Origin of the sequence: Paraclostridium bifermentans (genome assembly GCF_964259345.1) — a bacterium.
Lineage (GTDB): Bacteria > Bacillota > Clostridia > Peptostreptococcales > Peptostreptococcaceae > Paraclostridium > Paraclostridium bifermentans_B.
In genome coordinates this window covers 129,785-152,708 of sequence record NZ_CAXVJR010000003.1, presented here as the reverse complement: position 1 = coordinate 152,708, position 22,924 = coordinate 129,785, and the positions used below count along the sequence as shown (strand labels likewise).

Here is a 22,924-nt window from a genome sequence, read left to right as displayed (position 1 = left end):
ATTTTAATAATTATTCATATTTTTTAAATGCTAATGTAGCATTATGCCCACCAAATCCTAATGAGTTTGATAATGCATATCTAACATTTCTTTCCTTACCTTTATTAGGTACATAATCTAAATCTAGTTCTTCATCTACATTTTCTATATTTATTGTAGGAGGAACATAACCTTCATTTATCGCCATTGCACAAATAACAGCTTCAACTGCACCAGCAGCTCCTAATAAATGTCCTGTCATTGATTTTGTAGAAGATACACATAAGTCATATGCATGCTCTTTAAATACCTCTTTTATAGCCATAGTCTCATACTTATCATTATAATATGTAGATGTACCATGTGCATTTATATAATCTACTTCATTAAAAGGTATAGCTCCATCTTCTAGAGCCATTTTTATAGATCTAGCTGCTCCTTCTCCATTTTCAGCTGGAGTAGTCATATGATATGCATCTGCTGTAGCTCCGTATCCAACTACCTCTGCATATATTTTAGCACCTCTTTTTAATGCATGATCTAATTCTTCTAATATAACTATTCCTGATCCTTCTCCCATTACAAATCCATCTCTGTCTTTGTCAAATGGTCTTGATGCAGTTTTAGGATCATCATTTCTAGTAGACATAGCCTTCATATTACAGAATCCAGCAAACGAAAGTGCCGTTACTCCTGCTTCACTACCACCTGCTATCATAACATCAGCATCTCCTCTTTGGATTACCTTAAATGCATCTCCTATAGCATGTGATCCTGATGCACATGCAGTAGATACATTTGTATTAGGTCCTTTAGCACCTACTAATATAGATACTTGACCTGCTGCCATGTTAGATATCATCATAGGAACGAAGAATGGACTAACTCTTCTATTTCCTTTTTCTAATAATATTTTATGTTGTTCTTCTATAGTTTGAACTCCACCTATACCAGAACCTATTATAACACCCATTTTTTCTTTATCTACAGCATCTAAATCCATATTAGAATCTTTAACTGCCATGTCGGCAGACGCTATAGCAAAATGAGTAAATCTATCCATTCTTTTTAATTCTTTTTTACTTATATAATCTTCTGGGTTAAAATCTTTAACTTCCCCAGCTATTTGAGTTTGAAATGAGGATGCGTCAAATCTAGTTATTGTATCTATCCCACAAACTCCATTTTTTATGTTGGTCCAAAATAAATCTTTACCAGTTCCAACTGGAGTTACACAGCCTAATCCAGTTATAACAACTCTTTTTTTCATATAACATATCCTCCACTACTTATTAGCTTCTATATATTTAACTATATCTCCTATACATACAAACTTTTCAGCTTCTGTATCTGGTATTTCTATTGAAAACTCATCTTCAAGTGCCATCATTATTTCAACTGCATCTAATGAGTCAGCTTCTAAATCTTTCATTAAAGAAGTCTCCATAGTTACTTCTTTGTTATCTATTCCTAATTGATCCTTTATTATTTCTACAACTTTTTCAAACATATTTGTTTCCTCCTAAATTTTTATTTATTTTATAATAATTCCTTAAATATTTATTGCATTACCATTCCACCATCAACATTTAAAACCTGACCTGTTATATAACTTGACATATCGCTAGCTAAGAATAATACTAAGTTAGCTACATCTTCAGGTTTTCCAAATCTATTTTGTGGAATATTTTTTAACATACTTTCTTTTAAATCTTCATTTAAAACACTTGTCATATCTGTATCTATAAAACCTGGAGCTATAGCATTTACAGTTATATTTCTTGTTGCAAGTTCTCTAGCACTTGCTTTAGTAAGTCCTATAACACCAGCTTTAGATGCGCAATAATTTGTTTGTCCTGGATTTCCAATAAGTCCAACAACAGAAGATATATTTATTATTTTTCCATATCTCTTTTTCATCATAAACTTAGTAGCTGATTTAGTACAATTAAATACACCTTTTAAGTTTATGTCTATAACTTTATCAAAATCTTCTTCTTTCATTCTCATTAAAAGACCATCTCTAGTTATACCTGCATTGTTTACAAGTATATCTATTTGACCAAACTCTTTAACTATATCTTCAATCATTTTGCTTACTTCTTCAGATTTAGATACATCACATTTTACAGCCATGCTTTTTACTCCATAGCTTTCTATTTCTTCTTTTGCTTTTAATGCATGTTCTTCATTTGATGTATAGTTTATAACTACATTCACTTTACAAGATGCAAGCTTTATAGCTATAGCCTTTCCTATACCTCTTGATCCACCTGTTACAAGGGCTACTTTTCCTTCTAAGTTAAGCATTATATTTCACCTCTTTTGTAGATTTCTATAAAATCATTCATAGATTCCATGTTTTCTATATTGTAAACGTTTGTAGTAACCTTTTTCTTAGTTGATATCTTCTTAATAAATGCCTTTAAAGTTTTTCCTGGTCCTATTTCTATAAATGTATCAAAACCTTCATCTATTAATTTACTTATAGAATCTTCCCATAGAACTGATGAACTAACTTGATTAACTAAAAGATCTTTATAGTCATCACTATAATAATCTGCATTTACATTAGCTACTACAGATACCTTACATTTTTTTAGTTTTACACTATCTAATTCTTTTCTTAGCTTTTGACCTGCTGGCTTTAACATAGATGAATGAAAAGGTGCACTTACATTTAACATTACTGCTCTTTTAGCTCCATTTTCTTTAAATAAATCTATGCTTTCTTTTACAGTTTCAGTTTCTCCTGATACTACAATTTGACCTGGTGAGTTATAATTGGCAACTTCTATTATTCCATTATCTATTTCATTTATTACACCTTTAACTTTATCTCTATCTAATCCTAATATAGCAGCCATAGTTCCTTTTCCTAGAGGAACACTTTCTTGCATATACTTTCCTCTTTTTTTAACTACAGCTACTGCATCTTTAAAATCTATTGCATCAGCAGCTACTAATGCACTATACTCTCCTAGTGATAACCCCAAACAGGCATCATATTTTAAGTCAATTCTAGATTTTAAACTTTCTAATAATGCTACACTATGTGTAACTATAGCAGGCTGAGTGTTTTCTGTTTTTGATAGTTCTTCTTCACTACCTTCAAACATTATTTTTTTAAGCTCTATACCTACTGAATTTTCAGCCTCATCTATTACTTTTCTCGCTATATCATCATTTTCATATATATCATTTGCCATTCCCACATATTGAGCTCCTTGCCCAGGGAATACTAATGCAACTTTACCCATGTGATACCTCCAAGTCTATATCTATATTAGATATTACAGATTTAGCTTCTTTCATTATATCTACTATTATGTCTTTACAAGGTTTAATGTCATTTACATATGAAGCTATTTGTCCTGCCATAAAAGATCCATTTTCTAAATCTCCATCTATGACTGCATTTCTTAATGACCCTATACCTTTTTTATCTATATCTAAAGGATCTACTCCTTCTTTTTCCATATTTATTATATCTTTTGCTAACTTATTTTTTAAAGTTCTAACAGGATGCCCTGTAGTTCTTCCTGTAACTATAGCATCTCTATCTTTAGCTTTTAAAATAAGTTGTTTATAGTTTTCATGAACTATACATTCATCACTACATATAAATCTAGTTCCTATTTGTACACCGCTAGCTCCTAAGCATAAAGCTGCTGCTAATCCTTTACCATCAGCTATACCTCCAGCCGCTATTACAGGTATATTTACATTTCCTACAACTTGAGGAGTTAAAACCATAGTTGTTAATTCTCCTATGTGTCCTCCAGCTTCTGTTCCTTCTACTATAACCGCATCAGCACCGCACTTTTCCATTCTTTTAGCTAATGCTATAGTTGGAACTACCGGAATTACTTTAGTATTTGCAGCTTTTAATCTTTCCATATATTTAGCTGGATTTCCAGCTCCTGTTGTTATAACTTCTATTTTTTCTTCTATTATTAAATCAATTATTTCATCTGCAAATGGTGATAATAGCATTACATTAACACCAAATGTTTTATTTGTTAATTCTCTACATTTTCTTATTTGTTCTTTTATAACTTCTTTAGGAGCATTTCCTGCTGCGATTAGTCCTAAACCTCCAGCATTTGAAACTCCTGCTGCTAACTCAGCAGTTGCTACCCAAGCCATTCCACCTTGAATTATTGGGTATTTTATATTTAAAATTTTACATAACTTGTTCATATAATTTCCTCCTTATATACTCCATCTAACTAAAGAAGCTCCCCAAGTTAATCCGCCTCCAAATCCTACAAGCACTACATTATCACCTTTTTTTATTTTTCCTTCTCTATAAGCTTCATCTAATGCTACTGGAATTGATGCTGCTGACATGTTTCCATATCTATCTAAGTTCACATAAACTTTATCCATATCTAACTTTAACCTTTTTGCTGATGCTTCTATTATTCTTATATTAGCCTGGTGTGGTATAAGGTAGTCTACATCTTGTATATCTAAATTAGCACTCTCTACACATTTAACAGATGCATCTTGCATTATTCTTACTGCAAATTTAAACACATCATTACCTGCCATTTTTATGTAGTGTAATCTATTTTTCAAAGTTTCTTCACTAGCTGGCAACTTAGAACCTCCAGCTGGTATATTTAGATAATCTTTTCCATTTCCATCAGACCCTAAATTCGTAGATAATATACCACCTTCACTTACTGGTCCCATAACTACTGCGCCTGCTCCATCTCCAAATAATATAGCCGTAGATCTATCTTCATAGTCTAGTATTCTAGATAAAGCTTCTGCACCTATAACTAATACATTTTTATATGTTTTTGTTTCTATAAATTGTTTAGCTATAGTCATACCATATATAAATCCTGAACATGCTGCTTCAAGATCAAAGCAAGCTGCTTTTGTTGCATTTATATTAGCTTGAACTAAACATGCTGTTGATGGAAATACCATATCCGGTGTAATAGTAGCTACAATTATTAAATCTATATCTTCAGGAGTTAAGTTTGCATTTTCTATAGCTTTTAAAGCTGCTCTTGTTGCAAGATCCGATGTAGCTTCATTTTCATCGACAATTCTTCTTTCTCTTATTCCTGTTCTAGTCTTTATCCATTCATCTGATGTATCCATTATCTTTTCTAAATCAAAATTAGAAATTATCTTCTCTGGTAAGTAACTTCCAACTCCTAATATACCAGCCTTTGTATTCATAAGCTAACCTCCAAGTGGTATTATTTCTATTCCTCTTTATCTTTTTCTTCCATATCTTTTATGAAATCTTTTATATCTTCAACTACATTTCCTTTAGAGAATTTTATAGCTTGATTTATAGCATTCTTTATTGCTTTTGCATCAGAGCTACCATGTGCTTTTATTACACCTCCGTTAACTCCTAAAAGAGGTGCTCCTCCATATTCAGCATAGTCCATCATAGTCTTTAATTTTTTTAAATCATCCTTTAGAAGTAATGCTCCTAATTTTCCTTTAGTACTAGCTAAAAATGTTTCTTTTAGTAGTCCTAATATCGACATCGCAATACCTTCTGCAGATTTTAATAAAATATTCCCTGTAAATCCATCACAAACGACAATGTCTGTATATGAATTTATAAGCTCTCTAGCCTCTATATTTCCTATAAAGTTTAAATCTAAATTTTTAAGTTCTTCGTATGATTTTTTTACTAAATCATTTCCCTTGCCTTCTTCAATTCCAACATTAGCAAGAGCTACTCTAGGATTTTCAAGTCCTAATACTTTTTTAGCATATATATTACTCATGCCTGCAAATTCAACTAAGTTTACTGGCTTACAATCTGCATTTGCTCCTCCATCTGCAATAAGAGTCATTCCTCCTTTTACATTTGGTATAGCAGGGCATAAACAAGGTCTATCTATACCTTTTATTCTTCCAACTACGAATAGTCCTCCAGCAAGTAGCGCTCCTGTATTACCCGCAGATACAATAGCATCAGCTTTATTTTCTTTAACCATTTTTAAACCAACTACCATAGACGAATCTTTCTTCGATCTTATTGCTTTTACAGGCTTATCTTCATTCTCTATAACTTCAGTAGTATGAACTATCTCTAATTTATTTTTATCAAAATCATATTTTGAAAATTCATTTTCTAATATAGCTTTATCTCCAGTTATAATTATGTCTACTCCATATTCCTTTATAGCACTAACTACACCTTCTACATTAGATTTTGGTGCATTATCTCCACCCATTCCATCAATTACAATTCTCATATCTTTCTCCTCCTAAACCAACTCTTCAAATATAAATTTTCCTCTAAAAATCTGTTCTTGTGCTTTATTGTTTACAACAACTTTTACATAATGTTTTCTATCAACATTTTTATATATTTCAGCTTTAGCTATAAGCCTATCTTTTTGTTGTATATGTTTAAGCGTTTTTATATTAGCAAATCTCATTATTACCTTCGGCGCATCTATAATAGCCATAGCTAAAGAATTTGCTAATGAAAATATATATTCATCTTTAAGAGTCCCTGTTTTGGAGTATATCATATCTTCGGTAATATCTAACATAGATATGCCTAACTGACCAACAGATAAGTCAATTATTTCTCCTGTTATCTCTTTTATACCTAAAGTTTTAACTTTAGATGTTTCAGTTTCAGCTATTTGTTTAACTCTCTCCCTAAGTTCTGGGATATTTAATGTAAGTCTATCAAGTCTAATTGTTTGTATACTTACATCAAAGACACTTGCTAATTCTTCGTCTGTATAAAAAGGATCATTTTTTAGCATTTCGACAAGTTCGCTCTGTCTCTGTGCTTTACTCTTCTTTTTCATATTACCTCCAAGTTTTTATAGTTGGAATTAGTACCAACTACTAATAGTAGTATATAATATTAATTATAAATAATCAACCACTTATTTATTTTTTATTTATAATTTTTTTAACATAGTTAAATATTATCATAAGTTTTACCGTAATTAAGCAAAAAAAAACATGTAGAGTATTCTACATGTTTTTTAGAAGTAATTACTTAGATACAACTTCTTTACCTTTATAATATCCACAATCTGGACATACTCTATGTGGTAACTTTGGCTCATGACATTGTGGGCAACTTACGAATCCAGTTGCTACCATCTTTGAGTTAGCTGCTCTTCTCATTTTTGTATTTGATTTAGATGTTTTACGCTTTGGTACTGCCATTTACGCCACCTCCTTAGTCATTTTTAAACATTTCTTTTAATTTAGCAAAACGGGGATCTATTACATCCTCGTCGTTCGCGATTTCACTACAAGAACAAGCACCTTCATTTAGGTTTGTCCCACAAGTTAAACAAAGACCTTTACATTCTTCATTACAAAGAACTTTCTGAGGCAGATTAAAATCTAATGTTTGTTCAATTATATCCATGAAATCTACTTCATCATTCATATATATATATGCATCAAATTCTTCTACTTCATCTTCGTTAACTTCTTCTTTAATTAAAAATCCTTGAATAGGATAACTTAATTTTACTTCTAATTCTTTTAAACATCTTGCACAGTTATCTTCTATAGAGAATTCAACAGTACAGTCTAAGAATAATCCTTTATGGACTTTGCTTATTTGTCCGTTTAAAATCATTGGAGAAGTTAATTTATAAGTATTATCACAATAATTAATACTATCAATTTTTTCGCAAAAATTCAAGTGTAAATTATCAGTTTCTCTTCTTATAATTTTATCTAAACTAATTTTCATTAAGTTCACCTCAATTTATTGCCAAATTTATTATACAAATATAAACAATGTTTGTCAAGTATTTTTACTTGATAGTTAATTTATACATTAGCAAAAATTAAGGTAGGTTTTAACCTACCTTAATAATATTATATCCAGTTACAATTATTTTACTAATGCAACAGTATCTCTAGCTATCATTAACTCTTCGTTAGTTGGTATTAATAATATCTTAGTCTTAGAATCTTCTGTAGATATTACTCTTTCTTTTCCTCTAACTTTGTTAGCTTCTTTGTCTAAGCTCATTCCTAAGAATTCCATGTTAGAAGCTATTGATTCTCTTATTTCTATACCATTTTCACCAACACCAGCAGTGAATACTACAGCATCTGCACCATTCATTTCTGCAGCGTAAGATCCTATGTATTTCTTAACTCTTTGTACATAAGCATCTAATGCAACTTGAGCTTTTTCATCTCCCTTTGCAGCAGCTCCTTCTATGTCTCTGAAGTCACTTGATATACCAGTCATTCCGTATACACCTGATTGCTTGTTCATTAAATCAGATAATCCAGCAGCTGTTAATCCTTCTTTTTCCATTAAAAATGGTAATATAGCAGCATCTATATCTCCACATCTAGTTCCCATTATTAAACCTTCTAATGGAGTGAATCCCATAGATGTATCAACACACTTACCACCATCAACAGCAGCTATAGAAGCTCCGTTCCCTAAGTGACAAGTTATTATCTTAACGTCTTCTATGTTCTTTCCTAACATTTCAGCAGCCTTTTGAGATACATACTTGTGAGAAGTTCCGTGGAATCCGTATCTTCTTACACCGTACTTAGTATATAATTCATGAGGTAATCCATATAAGTAAGACTTCTTAGGCATAGTTTGATGGAAAGCAGTATCGAATACTCCAACCATTGGTACACCTGGAAGTATAGCTTCACAAGCTTTTATACCCATTATGTTAGCTGGGTTATGAAGTGGTGCTAATTCAACACACTCTTCTAAAGCAGCCATAACTTCGTCATTTATTTTTACTGAAGTAGCAAACTTCTCTCCACCGTGAACAACTCTGTGTCCAACAGCTTCAACTTCGCTTATTTCTTTAACTCCACCGAACTCTGGGTGAACAACACCTTCTAATACTAACTTTATAGCATCTTCATGATTTTTCATTGGTTGCTCTACTACAAGCTTACCTTCTACTCCATCTTTCTCTTGCTTTAATATAGAACCTTCTATTCCTATTCTTTCAACTAATCCTATACATAAAACTTCTTCATTTGACATATCTATTAATTGATATTTTAATGAAGAACTACCACAGTTTAATACTAATACTTTCATTAGTATACCTCCTTAAATCTTTACCAATAATTATGTAATAATTTTATTTACAATTATAAAAATTGAATAATATTACTTGTATACATTAAACAAATTTATTCATTATTACTATATCATTTTTTTACATAAAAGTACATACTTTATAAGATTTTTAATTATTAAACTTTCATTGTACATTTATTTCAAGATTTATTGTTCTCATTTTTGTTTAATATTATAATAAGTATAATTCATTTTTTTATAGTAAATATACGACATGTTTATATTTATTTCTTATGTAAACATATTATATACACTAAAACATATATCAAAAATTTAATTTATAAATTTTTATTAAGGTAAAGCCTTTTTAATTTGTAATTCTATAAATAATCAACAAATCCTTTGTTTTTTTGATATATTTTTTATTTTTGAATGTAAAGGAGATTTTTATGAAAATAGTCGGCTTAATCGTAGAATACAATCCATTTCATAATGGGCATCTATATCACTTAAAAAAGTCTATAGAGTTAACAAACGCGACTCATAGTGTAGCTGTTATGAGTGGGAATTTTTTACAAAGAGGTGAACCAGCTCTATTCGATAAGTATAAAAGAGCTGAAATTGCAGTTTCAAATGGAGTAGATTTAGTAATTGAACTTCCTACAATGTTTGCTTGTCAAAGCGCAGAAATTTTTTCTCATGGTGCTGTTACTTTACTAAATTCTTTAAACTGTATTGATTCAATATGTTTCGGAAGTGAAGAAGGTAATATAAGTATATTGAAAGAAATTTCTAACGTATTAGTAGATGAACCTTCAGAATTTAAAAGCTTATTAAAAGAAAATTTAGATAAGGGCCTTTTATTCGCAAATGCTAGAAGCAATGCCTTATGTGAATATTTATTAAATAATAGTTGTTTAGATATTGATGAAGTCAGATTGAGTAAAATACTAAGTTCTTCTAATAATATACTTGGAATCGAATATATAAAAAGTTTATTAAAGCTTAAAAGCACTATACAACCTTATACATTAACTAGGGTTAAATCAGAGTATAATTCAGAAGATATAAGCAGTGATATTTGTTCTGCTACTGCTATAAGAAAACAGCTTAAAAATTTTAATACTTTAGATTCTATATTAAATGTAGTTCCAAATAAAACATTTGAAATCATAAAAAATAGTATTTCAAATAATTTCAATCCTGTATTTGATGACGTCTACTTTGATACAATTAGAGAATTAGTTATTAGAGATTTAGATATACTTAATACTTATTTCGATGTAAATGAAGGTATAGAAAACAAAATTTATAAGTCTGTATTTACCTCTAAGAGTTTATCTGAACTTCAACAAGAAATAAAATCAAAAAGATACACTTTAACAAAAATCAAAAGAATATTAAATAACATATTATTAGGTATAACAAAAAAAGATATGAATCTTATAAAAGATGTAAATACTTTACCTTATGTTAGAATATTAGCTTTTAATGATAAAGGTCGTGAAATATTAAAACAAATAAAGTTAAATTCAGATATCAAAATTATAAATAAATTTTCAAATATAAACTTTGAAGATAATGAAATATTTGAAACTTTGATAAAGTATGATATCAAAGCTACAAATATGTATAATATTCCATATTATAAAGAAAATTCAAATTTACTTAAAGGTCCTATGGATTATTACATTTCTCCTACTTATGTAAAATAAATTTTTATCATAGTTTGTACCTACTTTTAATATACTTATCGTAGATTATATTAAAAGTAGGTGCAGTATGAAAAATAATAAATTTATAAGTTTTTTAATACCTTCTCTTATAGTAATGATTTTAATATTGGGTATAATTTTATTTCCTAGCGAATCTATAGAAGCTGCTAAAAATGGTTTTTCAATTTGGGTAAATACTTTAATCCCTTCTCTACTTCCATTTATAATCGCAGCTAATTTAATTGTAAAATTAAAGTTTGTAGATTTAATAGGTGTTTTAGTTAATCCTATTACAAAAAAACTGTTCAACGTTTCTGGCAAAAGTTCTTTAGTATTTGCTATTTCTACAGTATCAGGTTATCCAGTAGGTGCTAAGCTAGCTTCTGAACTTAGACAAAACAATGAGATTTCAACTTATGAAGCTCAGAGACTTGTATCATTTTGTTCTACCTCTGGGCCACTGTTTATAATAGGAGCTGTAGCTATTGGTATGTTTGATAATCCCTCTCTAGGATATCTTATATTAATCTGTCATTATCTTGCAGCCTTAACAGTTGGTATTCTATTCAAAAACTATGGTAAGGAACACATATCAATTAAACATGCTAGCTTAAAATCAGAAATAAGCAAAATTTTAGACTATAGAAGTCATGAAAATAAAGGTTTTTTTGTTTTATTCGGAGATTCAGTTTTCAGTGGTGTGAATACAATATTAATGGTTGGTGGATTTGTCATAGTTTTTTCTGTTGTTTTTAAAATTTTATCAGTTTTCAGCTTTATAGATTTTGTATCAGGAATAATTTATTTACCGTTATCTGTTTTTGGTTTTTCTAAAGAACTATGTTCCGCTTTAATTAGCGGTCTATTTGAAATAACTATAGGCTGTAATCAAGTATCATCTTTGACTAATATACCTGAGATTATTAGAGCTTCATTATGTAGTTTTATAATTGCATTTAGTGGATTATCTATTTTAGCTCAATGTTGTAGCTTCTTAGCATTGACTGATATAAATACAAATATTTACATAATTTCTAAGTTTTTACACGGAGTATTTGCATTTGTTTTTACTTTTGCATTTTATCCTCTAATAAATAAATTACCTTTAATTCAAAACTTGTCTAGCATGTCAATAGATTTATATAATAGCGCTATTTTTTATAAATACATAAATAATTCTCATATAATATTACCTTTATTAATATTTATTTATATTTTATTTGCAATAAAGCTACTAAAACGTGTAAACAATAATTGAGCAAATAGAAAAAAGCTATCTATTTTTCAATAGATAGCTTTTTTTATTACTCACTTAATTCTCTTCTATTCACAGCTATTTCATCCATCATATTCTGAAGGTTATATTGTAAACCTTCTAGTACATCATCAGCATATCTTATAGATCCTAATTTTATTTCTCTTGCCGTATACTCAGCTTTCTCTACTATAGATTTAGCTTTTTCTTCAGCTTCAACTACTAATCCATCTGAATCTATATATGACTTTATTATCTCTTCTGAATTTTTCTTCATATCATCAGTTTCTTTTACTGCTTTTTCTATTATTTGATTAGCTTCTTTTTTCGCTTGTTCAATTAATAGTTCAGCATCTTGATTTGCATTATTTAATATTTTATGTCTTTCTTTATTTATCCATACTGCTTGCTTTACTTCTTCTGGAAGTATAGATTTTATGTCTTCGATTATATTTAACACTTCTTCTTTATCTATTCCTGATTTATGAGAAAAAGGAATCGAACTAGCATTATTTATAGTGCTTTCTAACTCTTGTAACAATTCCATTATTTCTAAATCTATATTCATATTATTTCCCCCTATTAGATTTTTTCTTTAATTCTTCTATAATCACCTTTGGTACTAAATTTTCAATATTAACATCAAAATGTAGTACTTCTTTTATAAGAGATGAACTTATATACGAATACTTTGTTGTTGTTGGTAATATAACAGTCTCTATATTTGGGTTCAACTCTTTATTCATATGGGCCATTTGAAGTTCATACTCCACATCAGCTCCATTTCTAATCCCTCTTACTAAAGTCTGAATTCCATGTTCCTCACAGTAATTAACTAGCAATCCATCGAAACTAACTATTTTTATATTTTTAATATGACTTGTACATTCTTTTATTAATCTAACTCTTTCTTCAAATGTAAATAAGCCTTTTTTATTAGGATTAAAAAGCACTCCTATTTGTAATTCATCAAATAATTTAGAAGCTCTTTCAATTATGTCTAAGTGTCCATTAGTTATAGGGTCAAAACTCCCTGCAAACATAGCTTTTCTCATGTTTTCCTGCATTATTAATCCTCCATACAATAAAATGTAAGTGTAGTATTTCCATATTTTCTACTTTTACTTTTAGCAAGCTTTCCTACAGTATCTGGAAATTCTTGTTTAGTATCGTGTTCTACAACTATTATTCCATCATCTTTTAATATGTTAGATTGCTCTATTCTAGTTAAAGCATCTATAAACATATTTTCATAATAAGGAGGATCCATAAATATTATATCAAAGCTATATGAGTTATTTTTAACTCTGTCTATAGCATTTTTATAGTCCAAATTAATGACTTCACTATTATTTTCCACTCTAGCTTTTTTTATATTACTCTTTATTATATCTATGCTAGATTTGCTTAAATCTACAAAAATACATTTGTCAGCTCCTCTAGATAGACATTCTATCCCTAAAGATCCTGTCCCTGCAAATAAATCTAGTACTTCTCCTTCTATTATGTATCCATTGATTATATTAAATAATGATTCCTTTACTCTATCCGTAGTAGGCCTTACATCTTCGCTTTTAGGAGCATTTAATTTTAATCCTCTAGCTTTTCCTGAAATTACTCTCAAAATAATTTCTCCTTCCATATTATTTTATCATAATTTATTTTAATTTAACGATATTTCTTGTAATCTATTTTCAAACTTTTTTAATACTTGTTGTTTTAAAAATTTATTCTCATAACTAGATAACTTCGAATCTTCTCCTATTATATATCTAGCTTCTTGTTGTGCAACTTTAAGTATTTTCATATGCTTAAATATATTGGCTACTTTTAATTCCGGAAGTCCATGTTGCCTAGTTCCAAAAAACTCTCCTGGACCTCTAATTTCTAAATCTTTTTCAGATATTTTAAATCCATCTGTAGTTTGTTCCATTATGTTCATTCTTTGAGAACAAACCTCTGATTTAGATGAGTAAATTAGTATACAATAAGACTTGTGACTACCTCTTCCAACTCTACCTCTTAATTGGTGTAACTGCGCAAGCCCAAATCTTTCTGCATTTTCAATTATCATTAAAGTTGCATTAGGAACATTAACTCCAACCTCTATAACAGTAGTAGAAACTAATATATCCAACTCTTTGTTTTTAAATTTTTTCATTGTTTCATCTTTTTCACTAGGTTTCATTTTACCATGCAAAAGACCTAATCTCAAGTCAGTAAAAAATTCACTTTTAAGCTCTTCAACTAAATCTACGGCAGCCTTGGCTTCTATAGCTTCACTCTCTTCTACTAGCGGACATACTATATAAACTTGTCTCCCTTTTTCAACTTCACTTCTTACTAGGCTATTATAAGCCCTATCTCTTTTATCTTTGTATACAGCTATAGTTTCTATCGGTTGTCTTCCAGGAGGAAGTTCATCTATTATAGATATATCTAAATCTCCATATAAAATAAGTGCTAATGTTCTGGGGATAGGAGTCGCTGTCATTACTAATATATCTGGATTATATCCTTTTTCAGATAGCTTATTTCTTTGTCTAACTCCAAATCTATGTTGTTCATCTGTTATAACTATACCTAAATTGTTAAACTCTACTTTATCTTCTATAAGTGCATGTGTTCCTATTAAAATATCTATTTCATTATTCTTAACCTTTTCAAGTACTTTTTCTTTTTGCTTCTTGGTTAAACTTCCAACTAGTAGTCCTATATTTATTCCAAACTGTGATAGCGTTTCATTTAAAGATATATAGTGTTGTTCAGCTAGTATTTCAGTTGGAGCCATCAATGCGCCCTGATACCCATTTAAAACGCAATTAGCTAATGATAATAATGCTACTACTGTCTTACCACTTCCAACATCACCTTGTACTAATCTATTCATAACTTTATCAGAGTTCATATCATCCAAAATTTCATTTAAAGCTCTATTTTGAGCATTAGTTAATTTAAATGGTAATGACTCCAATACTTTTTTTAAATTTCCATCTCTTTTAAATAAAACCCCCGATTTCTCTGTTACTCCATTTTTAAATAAAAATAATCCCAGTTGAAGCATTAAAAATTCTTCAAAAACCAACCTATATAATGCAATTTTCAAACTTTCTTTATTATTTGGGTTATGTATATTTTTAACTGCATAGTCAATACTACAAAGTTTATATTTTTCTATAATTCGCTTTGGCAAATACTCTTTTATATTAATTTGTTCATTTTTAAATACAGTTTTTATTATATTTATAAGTTCCTTGTTTGTTAAACCATAAGTTAATGGATATATAGGCATTATCCCGCATGTATTTTTAGGATTATTGCTCATTAACTCAATCTCACAAGAACTAAGTTCAATTCCATGTTGATTTTTCTTAACTTTTCCAAATACTAAAATAGTATCTCCTTTTTTTATAGTGCTAGTAATGTATTCTTGATTAAAAAGGGCTAACTTAGCAAATCCTGTTTCATCTCTTACTCCAATCTTAGTTATAACCAATCCTTTTCTTATATTAGATGTTTCTATACTATTTACCATAACTCTAATGGTTACTTTTTCTTGATCTTCTAGCTCAAATATTTTTTTTAAATTATTTCTATCTTCGTATTGTCTCGGAAAATAAAATACTAAATCTTCTACAGTAAATATCCCTAACTTACTTAATTTATTAGCTCTCTTAGGACCTATACCTTTGACATACTTTATTTCTTTGTTTAAATTATTCATTTCATCACCTTAGTTTTAAACTTTGTTTTACTATAGCTATACTTAATATATACAAGAAATCGATAATAAATTTAATCAATTTCTACATAAAAAAAATCCTGTATAATTTACTTACCTAATAGTAAGATTATACAGGATTTTGAAAATATTATTCAACAGATATTAAATAATAATATATTGGTTGTCCTCCGTAGTAAAGTTCTACATCTATATCTTCATACTTTTCTTCTAGTATGTTTTTGAATTCATTCGCTTCATCTTCTTTTACATCTTCACCATAGAATAATGTTATTATAGCACTGTCTTCATCTACAAGTTTTTCTATTAGTCCTAAAGTTATATCATTCTTATCTTCTCCAGCTGATAATAATTTACCTTCGCCGATTCCTATAAAGTTACCTTCTTTAACTTCTATATCATTCATTACAGTATCTCTAACTGCATAAGTCACTTGTCCTGATTTAACCATTGATAAAGCTTCCATCATAATAGCTTCATTTTCTTCAACTGTAGCATCTGCATTAAAACTTACAAGAGATGTAAATCCTTGTGGTACAGTTTTGCTTGGTATTACTATTATATTTTTATCACTTAAAGCTTTAGCTTGATTTGCAGCCATTATTATATTGCTATTGTTTGGTAATATAATAATATTTTCTGCATTTATATTTTCTATAGCTGTCATAAAATCTTCTGTGCTAGGATTCATTGTTTGACCACCTTCTATTATGTAGTCAACTCCAAAGTCTCTAAATATATCAGCTAGTCCTTCTCCCATTGATGTAGCTATAAATCCGTATTCTTTAGTAGGTTCTTTAGATACAGCTGTTTGGTTTTCTACTAATATATTTTCATGTTGAACTTTCATGTTTTCTATTTTTATAGTTACTAATTGTCCATACTTTAATGCTTGTTGAAGCACATTTCCCGGCTCATTAGTATGTACATGTACTTTTATTAATCCGTCATCACCAACTACAGCTAAGCTATCTCCGTAATCTAACATTATATCTTTTATCTTATCATAAGTTACTTTATTACTTTCTAATATAAACTCTGTGCAGTAAGCAAATTTTATATCATCAGTATTTATTTCACCTTGTACTGATTCAACAGATGATATATTAGCACTACTATTTCCATCTGCACTTATTATATTTCCTTTTAATGCTTCATACATTCCTTCATATATAAGAACTAATCCTTTACCTCCAGAATCAACAACTCCAGCATCCTTTAAGTTTTTAAGTAAATCTGGCGTTCTTTCTAGTGATTCATTAGCCTCTTTAATAACTAACTCTAAAAACTTTATTATATCTTTTTCTTTTTTTGCTGCTTTTATAGCATATTCTCCACTTTCTCTAACTACAGTTAATATAGTACCTTCTATAGGTTTTATAACTGCCTTATATGCTGTATCTGATCCATTTTTTAATGCCTCAGCTAAATCCATAGAGCTTAATTTTTCTTTTCCTTCTATAGATTTTGTAAATCCTCTTATTATTTGAGATAATATTACTCCAGAGTTTCCTCTAGCACCCATCAAAGATCCTTTAGCTAATGATTTACCTATATTAGTTATATCGTCATCAGTAACCTTAGCTAACTCTTTCATAGCATAAGATATTGTAAGAGACATATTAGTACCTGTATCTCCGTCTGGAACTGGGAACACGTTCAGTTTGTCTACTAAATCTTTATTATTTTGAAGATTATTAGCACCAGAGATCATCATATCTCTTAAATTTTTCCCATCAATATATTGAATCATATTTTTCCTCCTAAATTACTTAACTCTTATTCCTTGGACATTAACATCTATTTTACTTACTTTTATTGCTGTCATTTTCTCAATAGTATATTTTACTTTATCTATTATGTTATTTGCAACAGTTGATATATTAGTTCCATATTGCATTATTACATAAAGTTCTATAGCAATAGTTCCATCTTCAAGTTCTTGTACACTAACACCTTTAGTAGCATTCTCACCTTTTAATAGTTCTACTATTCCTTTAGATTTGTACGCTAGACCTACTAATCCATAACTTTCCATAGCAGACTGATATGCTATTTGAGATATAACTTGCTTATCTATTTCTATAGTTCCAAATTCATTGTTTATTTTAGCGCTCATGGTTTGACCCCCTAAAATTATTTTTATTTTTATTTTAAGATTAATATTTACTTTATATAGAATTATATATATAATTTTATATGATAACAAGAATTTCTTCAATATATGTAAGACAAATATATATTTCTATTGCATTTTTTAGAGATTTATGTTAACATAAACTGTGTTTTCAGTGTTATAGTTATCATTTAAGGAGGTGTACGAAAAATGGCAAAGGTATGTAACGTATGTGGTAAAGGTAAGGTTTCAGGAAACCAAGTGAGCCACTCAAATAAACATAGCAGAAGAACTTGGTCTGCTAACTTAAGAAACGTTAGAGCGATAGTAGATGGTACTCCAAAGAGAATAAAAGTTTGTACTAGATGTTTACGTTCTGGAAAAGTTGAGAGAGCTTAATTTTTAATAAAAAAAGCCTACAATGGAGTAGGCTTTATTTTTTTGTTTATTTATCTCTCATAAAAAAAGTTATTATTTTAGATAAAAACTTAGGACATTTAATAGTTATTACTTTCATATTTTAATCCCCCTTAGATATATAATATTTATTTTACATAAATAACATTACCCCACACCCTATAAGAACAATAGCTAATAGCATAGTCCATATCCAATTAGGAAGTATTAATCCTAGGATAACAGTTATACCTGTCGCCAAACATAAAATTCCAAGCAAGTTTCTATATTGATTTCTCAACCTACTCCCTCCCAATAAATAACTTCATAAAATATACTATTCAGAATATCTTCTATTTAATACATTTTAGACAAAATAGACCAAGCTATTATAAAAAAAGTAGCATAGCTTAAGCTATACTACCTTCTTATTTCTTATAATTACTACGCTTCCATTATCAACTTTAACTGTAAACCTATCCCTTTTCATAACATTAGATATACCTATAGGATCACCATACTTTATAGTCGCATCATTTAAAGGATATTCTAAATCTTTAAGTGTTATACCTTTTGCATCTCCCTTTATAGGAAGTATAGATATTGTATCTTTACAATTACCTTTTATCTCTATTTCTTCAGCCTTAGCTATATATATATCCTCTGAACTATTTTTAATTACAGGCTTTATCCCTAATTCTCTTATATAATACATAAGGTTTATATTTGCAATTGTATGGTCAATTCTGCCGCCTAAGGCTCCTACAAGATGAATTTCTAATACCCCTAGTTCTTTAGCTAAATGAATACATAATTGAGTATCTGTTTCATCTTTTCGCTTAGGAAATTCTTTAAACTTAGTTCCTTTTTCTTTATAATAAGATATCATAGATTTATTTATAGAATCTAGGTCTCCTAATATATAATCAGGAACTAAATTTAAATCATATAGATGATTAGCCCCTCCATCTGCACATATCAAATAATCATAATTATTTTCAGATATAATCTCAGATATAAAAGATAACTCTTTAACTTCTCCATTTAATACTATACAAGCTTTCATATTCATTCCTTATATAGTTGAATTTTTTCTAAATTCTTTTACAGTAGCATTTATATCGTCACTGTTAAATATAGCTGATCCTGCAACTATTACATTCGCTCCTGCTTTAACCACTTTATCTACGTTTGAAGGCTTTATTCCCCCATCTACTTGTATATCTATGTCTAGACCTTGTTCTTCTATTAAGGCTTTTAGTTCTTTAATTTTATCTATCATACCTTCTATAAAAGATTGTCCTCCAAATCCTGGGTTTACAGTCATGATAAGAACCATATCTAAATCTTTTAATACGTACTTTATATTTTCTATAGGAGTTGCAGGATTTAAAGCTACCCCAGCCTTTACATTATGTGATTTAATATTTTGTATAGTTCTATGTAAGTGAGTGCATGCTTCTTCATGAACTACTATTATATCGCAACCTGCCTCTGCAAAATCCTTTATATAATTATCTGGATTTTCTATCATTAAATGCGCATCAAACACCATATTTACATCTTTTCTTAATGCTTTTACTATACATGGCCCTAATGTTATATTAGGTACAAAGTGACCATCCATAACATCAATATGTAAATATTCGCACCCTGCGTTCTCTACCTTTTTAACGTCTTCTAATAATCTTGCAAAATCTGCTGATAAAATTGATGGTGCCATCTTTATCATGATTAATACCTCCTCTTCCCTTGTCTCTTTTCATTTAATAATTGTATGTAGCTTTCGTATCTTTCCTTAGCAATCTTATTGTCACTTACTGCGTCTTTTACCCCACATGATGGTTCATTTTCATGCATACATCTACCACCAAATTTACACTCGTCAGCAAAATCATCAAATTCAATAAAATATTCCTTAAGTTCAGTTTCTTCTATATCATCTAGTGTTAATGAACTAAATCCAGGTGTATCAGCTACCATACCTCCACACTCAAGTTTTAAAAGCTCTGCATGTCTTGTTGTGTGCTTACCTCTTTTTATTTTATCACTAACTTCACCAGTTTGCAGTTGAAATTTATTATCTATATTATTTAATAGCGTAGACTTACCTACACCTGAAGGTCCAGCAAAAACAACTATATTTCCTTTTAACTCTTCTTTTACTTTATCTATATTTAATTTTTTTTCATTACTAACAGGAATAACTTTATATCCACTAAGTTCATATATTCTTTTTAAATTTTCTAATTCTTCCTCTGTTGCTAAATCACATTTTGTAAGTATAATTACAATCTCTAATCCTTCTCTTTCTGCTAAGACTATAAATCTATCTAATAAAGATAGATTTGGATTAGGGTTTTTTATTGCAAATACTATTAAAGCTTTATTTACATTAGATATAGGAGGTCTAACTAACTCAGTTTCTCTTTCTTTTATTTCTTCTAAAACTCCTTTTTTATTGTCTTCATCTACAATGCTCATTTTTACATTATCGCCTACTAAAGGAGTCACCTTGTTTTTTCTAAATATTCCCCTAGCTCTACATTCATATATTCCTTGTTCTGTGTCTATATAATAAAATCCGCCTATACCTTTTGTAATAATTCCGTCTATCATTTATTTCCTCCTTAATTTTTTTAATTGTCATGTTTATTTTATATATAAGTATTACAAAAAAGTCCAATAATTATTAATCATTGGACTTTAATACAATTATAATTAATTTCTATTAATATATTTTAATATTATTTTTTATTTTTCATGTAGATTATCCATTAACTGTTGTCCCTTGATCACCAGTTCCTTGATTTGTATTACCACCTGTTTCAGGTTGCTGTGGTTGTTCTGGCTGCTCTGGTGTCTCTGTTTCTGGTGTCTCTGGTTCTGGTATTTCTGGTTCTGGTGTTTCTGGTTGCTCTGGTTTTGGTCCATTACTAACTACTAAATCAACCTTACTTCCTGGATCTACAGTTCCTGATTGTGATTGAGATAATACAACATCTTTGCCGTGTTGATTATTATGCTCATATTTAATATTTCCAATATCTAATCCACTTGCTTTTAGTTTACTTTGTGCATCTGCTAAACTTAAACCAACTACACTTGGCACAGAAACTTTTTCCGCTTCTTTTTCTCCCTTACTTACAACTACATTAATTCTATCTCCTGGTTGCACATTACCAGTATTAGGAGATTGAGATAAAACTATATCTTTTTCTTTACTACTATATTCATAATCAACTTTACCCAGTTCTAATTTATTTTCTTTTAGTAGGTTTTGAGCTTCACTTAAACTCATTCCAACTATATTAGGTATAGAAGACTGGCTTTCACCTTTACTTATAACTACACTTATAGTATCTCCTGCATTTATCGGTGTACCTGCATTTGGAGCTTGAGATATTATATGATCTTTTTCAACTTGACTGCTATATTCCTCTATTTTAACTCTTACATTAACCCCTAATTTTTCAGCTATTTCTTGAGCTTCTCCTAAATCTTTATTTAAAAGGTCTGGAGTTGTTCCTTGTTCTACACTATCTCCTTTTATTAGAGGTAGTGCAATCTTTCCAATAACTAAAATTTGAGTTATAAGTATTAAAGATAAAATAACAGCTGCAATTTTCCATCTCCTCTTACTTCTAGGATTATCTTCTTTTTTAGACTTTCTTCTTTTTGTAGTAGTTTTTTTAGGTTTTACAACCTCTTCTTCTTCAATTAAATCTTCTTTATTGTAATCTATCTTAGGTTTCGTATCACCCATTCTTAATGCTTTATTCAACTCAGATTCATCTATTTTTTGAGTAGCAAAATTATCATATTCTTTTATAAAATCTAGATCAATATTTTTTTCTATATATTCAATATCTTCTATAAGCTCGTCTGCTCCCTGATATCTATCTGCACTTGATTTAGACGTTAATTTCTTTATTATATTTCTTACACTTTGAGGTATAGCTACTTTTTCCTCTTGAGTAAACTCAATTTCATCATTTATATGTTGAAGAGCTATAGATATAGGGCTATCTCCTCTAAAAGGAACCCTTCCTATTATCATCTCATATAAAACTATACCTAATGAATATAAGTCCGTAGTATTGCTTACAAATTTACCTTTAGCTTGTTCTGGTGAAAAATAATGTACTGATCCTATTACGCTACCTGTACTAGTAATTGTAGAACTTGAAACAGCCTTTGCTATACCAAAGTCAGCAACTTTTACAAGTCTACCTTCATTAGATATAAGTATATTGTGAGGCTTTATATCTCTATGTATAATACCTTTTTTATGAGCTGCACCTAGTGCTTTTGCTATTTGTTTTGTTATATCTAATGCTGTATATTCATCTAATGTACCTTCATTTTTTATTATGTCTTTTAAGTTCTGTCCTTCTATAAGTTCCATAACAATATAATGTACCTTACCATCTTCTCCTACATCATATACATTAACTATATTAGGATGTGAAAGACTTGCAACTGCCTCAGCTTCTCTTTTAAATTTTGTTAAAAATTCTTCATCATCTACAAACTCAGGTCTTAAAACTTTTATAGCTACAGTTCTATTTAAAAGTCTGTCTCTCGCTTCATATACGAAAGCCATCCCTCCATCGCCTATTTTTCTTAAAATTTCATATCTATTTCCTAAAACTGTCTCTCCCACTATATCACC

Annotated in this window: 25 protein-coding genes; 3 read left to right on the top strand and 22 right to left on the bottom strand. The window is 29.4% G+C overall.

From position 1 onward, the window contains the following. Window positions 1–10: 10 nt before the first annotated feature. The 11 genes from fabF to ACEXNK_RS07015 all read right to left on the bottom strand — a co-directional run bounded on the left by fabF (window position 11) and on the right by ACEXNK_RS07015 (window position 9,043). A complete protein-coding gene (fabF, locus tag ACEXNK_RS07065; RefSeq protein WP_373598355.1) occupies window positions 11–1,249 on the bottom strand; it encodes a beta-ketoacyl-ACP synthase II in 1,239 nt (412 codons plus the stop codon). 15 nt (window positions 1,250–1,264) lie between these two features. Then, a complete protein-coding gene (gene acpP / locus ACEXNK_RS07060) occupies window positions 1,265–1,489 on the bottom strand; it encodes an acyl carrier protein (protein WP_021429992.1) in 225 nt (74 codons plus the stop codon). A gap of 50 nt (window positions 1,490–1,539) precedes the next feature. Next, entirely contained in the window at window positions 1,540–2,289 is a 750-nt protein-coding gene (fabG, locus tag ACEXNK_RS07055; RefSeq protein ID WP_373598356.1) for a 3-oxoacyl-[acyl-carrier-protein] reductase, read from the bottom strand. After that, window positions 2,289–3,239 (bottom strand): ACP S-malonyltransferase, encoded by a 951-nt coding sequence (gene fabD / locus ACEXNK_RS07050; RefSeq protein ID WP_373598357.1) that lies wholly within the window; start codon window positions 3,237–3,239, stop codon window positions 2,289–2,291. Before fabD ends, fabG begins: the two co-directional genes overlap by 1 nt. After that, the gene (gene fabK / locus ACEXNK_RS07045) at window positions 3,232–4,182 is read right to left on the bottom strand and encodes an enoyl-[acyl-carrier-protein] reductase FabK (protein ID WP_373598358.1); all 951 of its coding nucleotides are present in this window, start codon (window positions 4,180–4,182) and stop codon (window positions 3,232–3,234) included. The genes fabD and fabK overlap by 8 nt, the downstream gene beginning before the upstream one ends. Before the next feature lie 12 nt (window positions 4,183–4,194). Then, window positions 4,195–5,181, bottom strand: a complete 987-nt coding sequence (locus tag ACEXNK_RS07040) for a beta-ketoacyl-ACP synthase III (protein WP_373598359.1) — start codon at window positions 5,179–5,181, stop codon at window positions 4,195–4,197. A 26-nt stretch (window positions 5,182–5,207) separates the two neighbouring features. Further along, window positions 5,208–6,221, bottom strand: coding sequence for a phosphate acyltransferase PlsX (plsX, locus tag ACEXNK_RS07035; protein ID WP_373598360.1), 1,014 nt, complete (start codon window positions 6,219–6,221; stop codon window positions 5,208–5,210). 12 nt (window positions 6,222–6,233) lie between these two features. Then, a complete protein-coding gene (gene fapR / locus ACEXNK_RS07030) occupies window positions 6,234–6,791 on the bottom strand; it encodes a transcription factor FapR (RefSeq protein ID WP_373598361.1) in 558 nt (185 codons plus the stop codon). Between the two features lie 193 nt (window positions 6,792–6,984). Beyond that, a complete protein-coding gene (gene rpmF / locus ACEXNK_RS07025; protein ID WP_021430121.1) occupies window positions 6,985–7,161 on the bottom strand; it encodes a 50S ribosomal protein L32 in 177 nt (58 codons plus the stop codon). A 13-nt stretch (window positions 7,162–7,174) separates the two neighbouring features. Further along, window positions 7,175–7,702 (bottom strand): YceD family protein, encoded by a 528-nt coding sequence (locus tag ACEXNK_RS07020; protein ID WP_373598362.1) that lies wholly within the window; start codon window positions 7,700–7,702, stop codon window positions 7,175–7,177. Window positions 7,703–7,846: 144 nt separating this feature from the next. Continuing rightward, window positions 7,847–9,043 (bottom strand): acetate/propionate family kinase, encoded by a 1,197-nt coding sequence (locus tag ACEXNK_RS07015; RefSeq protein WP_373598363.1) that lies wholly within the window; start codon window positions 9,041–9,043, stop codon window positions 7,847–7,849. A gap of 431 nt (window positions 9,044–9,474) precedes the next feature. Here ACEXNK_RS07015 and ACEXNK_RS07010 point away from each other — a divergent pair, with 431 nt between their 5' ends. Together ACEXNK_RS07010 and ylbJ are read left to right on the top strand one after the other, a co-directional pair. Beyond that, the gene (locus ACEXNK_RS07010; protein ID WP_373598364.1) at window positions 9,475–10,740 is read left to right on the top strand and encodes a nucleotidyltransferase; all 1,266 of its coding nucleotides are present in this window, start codon (window positions 9,475–9,477) and stop codon (window positions 10,738–10,740) included. A 67-nt stretch (window positions 10,741–10,807) separates the two neighbouring features. Then, the gene (gene ylbJ / locus ACEXNK_RS07005; RefSeq protein WP_373598365.1) at window positions 10,808–11,998 is read left to right on the top strand and encodes a sporulation integral membrane protein YlbJ; all 1,191 of its coding nucleotides are present in this window, start codon (window positions 10,808–10,810) and stop codon (window positions 11,996–11,998) included. 46 nt (window positions 11,999–12,044) lie between these two features. Here ylbJ and ACEXNK_RS07000 read toward each other — a convergent pair whose 3' ends face one another. The 6 genes from ACEXNK_RS07000 to ACEXNK_RS06975 form a co-directional block, all read right to left on the bottom strand. Beyond that, entirely contained in the window at window positions 12,045–12,563 is a 519-nt protein-coding gene (locus tag ACEXNK_RS07000) for a hypothetical protein (RefSeq protein WP_373598366.1), read from the bottom strand. A gap of 1 nt (window position 12,564) precedes the next feature. After that, on the bottom strand, window positions 12,565–13,062 hold the full coding sequence (gene coaD, locus ACEXNK_RS06995) for a pantetheine-phosphate adenylyltransferase (RefSeq protein ID WP_373598367.1): 498 nt from the start codon (window positions 13,060–13,062) through the stop codon (window positions 12,565–12,567). Window positions 13,063–13,064: 2 nt separating this feature from the next. After that, on the bottom strand, window positions 13,065–13,619 hold the full coding sequence (rsmD, locus tag ACEXNK_RS06990) for a 16S rRNA (guanine(966)-N(2))-methyltransferase RsmD (protein ID WP_373598368.1): 555 nt from the start codon (window positions 13,617–13,619) through the stop codon (window positions 13,065–13,067). 39 nt (window positions 13,620–13,658) lie between these two features. Continuing rightward, a complete protein-coding gene (recG, locus tag ACEXNK_RS06985) occupies window positions 13,659–15,719 on the bottom strand; it encodes an ATP-dependent DNA helicase RecG (protein WP_373598369.1) in 2,061 nt (686 codons plus the stop codon). 148 nt (window positions 15,720–15,867) lie between these two features. After that, window positions 15,868–17,490: a DAK2 domain-containing protein gene (locus ACEXNK_RS06980; RefSeq protein ID WP_373598370.1), complete on the bottom strand. Its 1,623-nt coding sequence runs from the start codon at window positions 17,488–17,490 to the stop codon at window positions 15,868–15,870. A gap of 15 nt (window positions 17,491–17,505) precedes the next feature. Then, complete coding sequence (locus ACEXNK_RS06975; RefSeq protein WP_373598371.1) at window positions 17,506–17,856, bottom strand: Asp23/Gls24 family envelope stress response protein; 351 nt, start codon at window positions 17,854–17,856, stop codon at window positions 17,506–17,508. Window positions 17,857–18,063: 207 nt separating this feature from the next. Between ACEXNK_RS06975 and rpmB the strand changes: the two genes are divergently transcribed. After that, a complete protein-coding gene (gene rpmB / locus ACEXNK_RS06970) occupies window positions 18,064–18,252 on the top strand; it encodes a 50S ribosomal protein L28 (protein WP_373598372.1) in 189 nt (62 codons plus the stop codon). A 151-nt stretch (window positions 18,253–18,403) separates the two neighbouring features. On the opposite strand, the gene ACEXNK_RS06965 is transcribed toward rpmB, so the two are convergent. From ACEXNK_RS06965 to pknB, 5 genes are all read right to left on the bottom strand, one after another. Continuing rightward, complete coding sequence (locus ACEXNK_RS06965) at window positions 18,404–18,550, bottom strand: 2-oxoglutarate translocator (protein WP_373598373.1); 147 nt, start codon at window positions 18,548–18,550, stop codon at window positions 18,404–18,406. A 114-nt stretch (window positions 18,551–18,664) separates the two neighbouring features. Further along, a complete protein-coding gene (locus ACEXNK_RS06960) occupies window positions 18,665–19,315 on the bottom strand; it encodes a thiamine diphosphokinase (RefSeq protein WP_373598374.1) in 651 nt (216 codons plus the stop codon). A 9-nt stretch (window positions 19,316–19,324) separates the two neighbouring features. Then, entirely contained in the window at window positions 19,325–19,981 is a 657-nt protein-coding gene (rpe, locus tag ACEXNK_RS06955; RefSeq protein ID WP_373598375.1) for a ribulose-phosphate 3-epimerase, read from the bottom strand. 2 nt (window positions 19,982–19,983) lie between these two features. Further along, window positions 19,984–20,868 (bottom strand): ribosome small subunit-dependent GTPase A, encoded by an 885-nt coding sequence (gene rsgA, locus ACEXNK_RS06950; RefSeq protein ID WP_373598376.1) that lies wholly within the window; start codon window positions 20,866–20,868, stop codon window positions 19,984–19,986. A gap of 151 nt (window positions 20,869–21,019) precedes the next feature. Beyond that, the gene (gene pknB / locus ACEXNK_RS06945; RefSeq protein ID WP_373598377.1) at window positions 21,020–22,915 is read right to left on the bottom strand and encodes a Stk1 family PASTA domain-containing Ser/Thr kinase; all 1,896 of its coding nucleotides are present in this window, start codon (window positions 22,913–22,915) and stop codon (window positions 21,020–21,022) included. Between the last annotated feature and the right edge of the window lie 9 nt (window positions 22,916–22,924).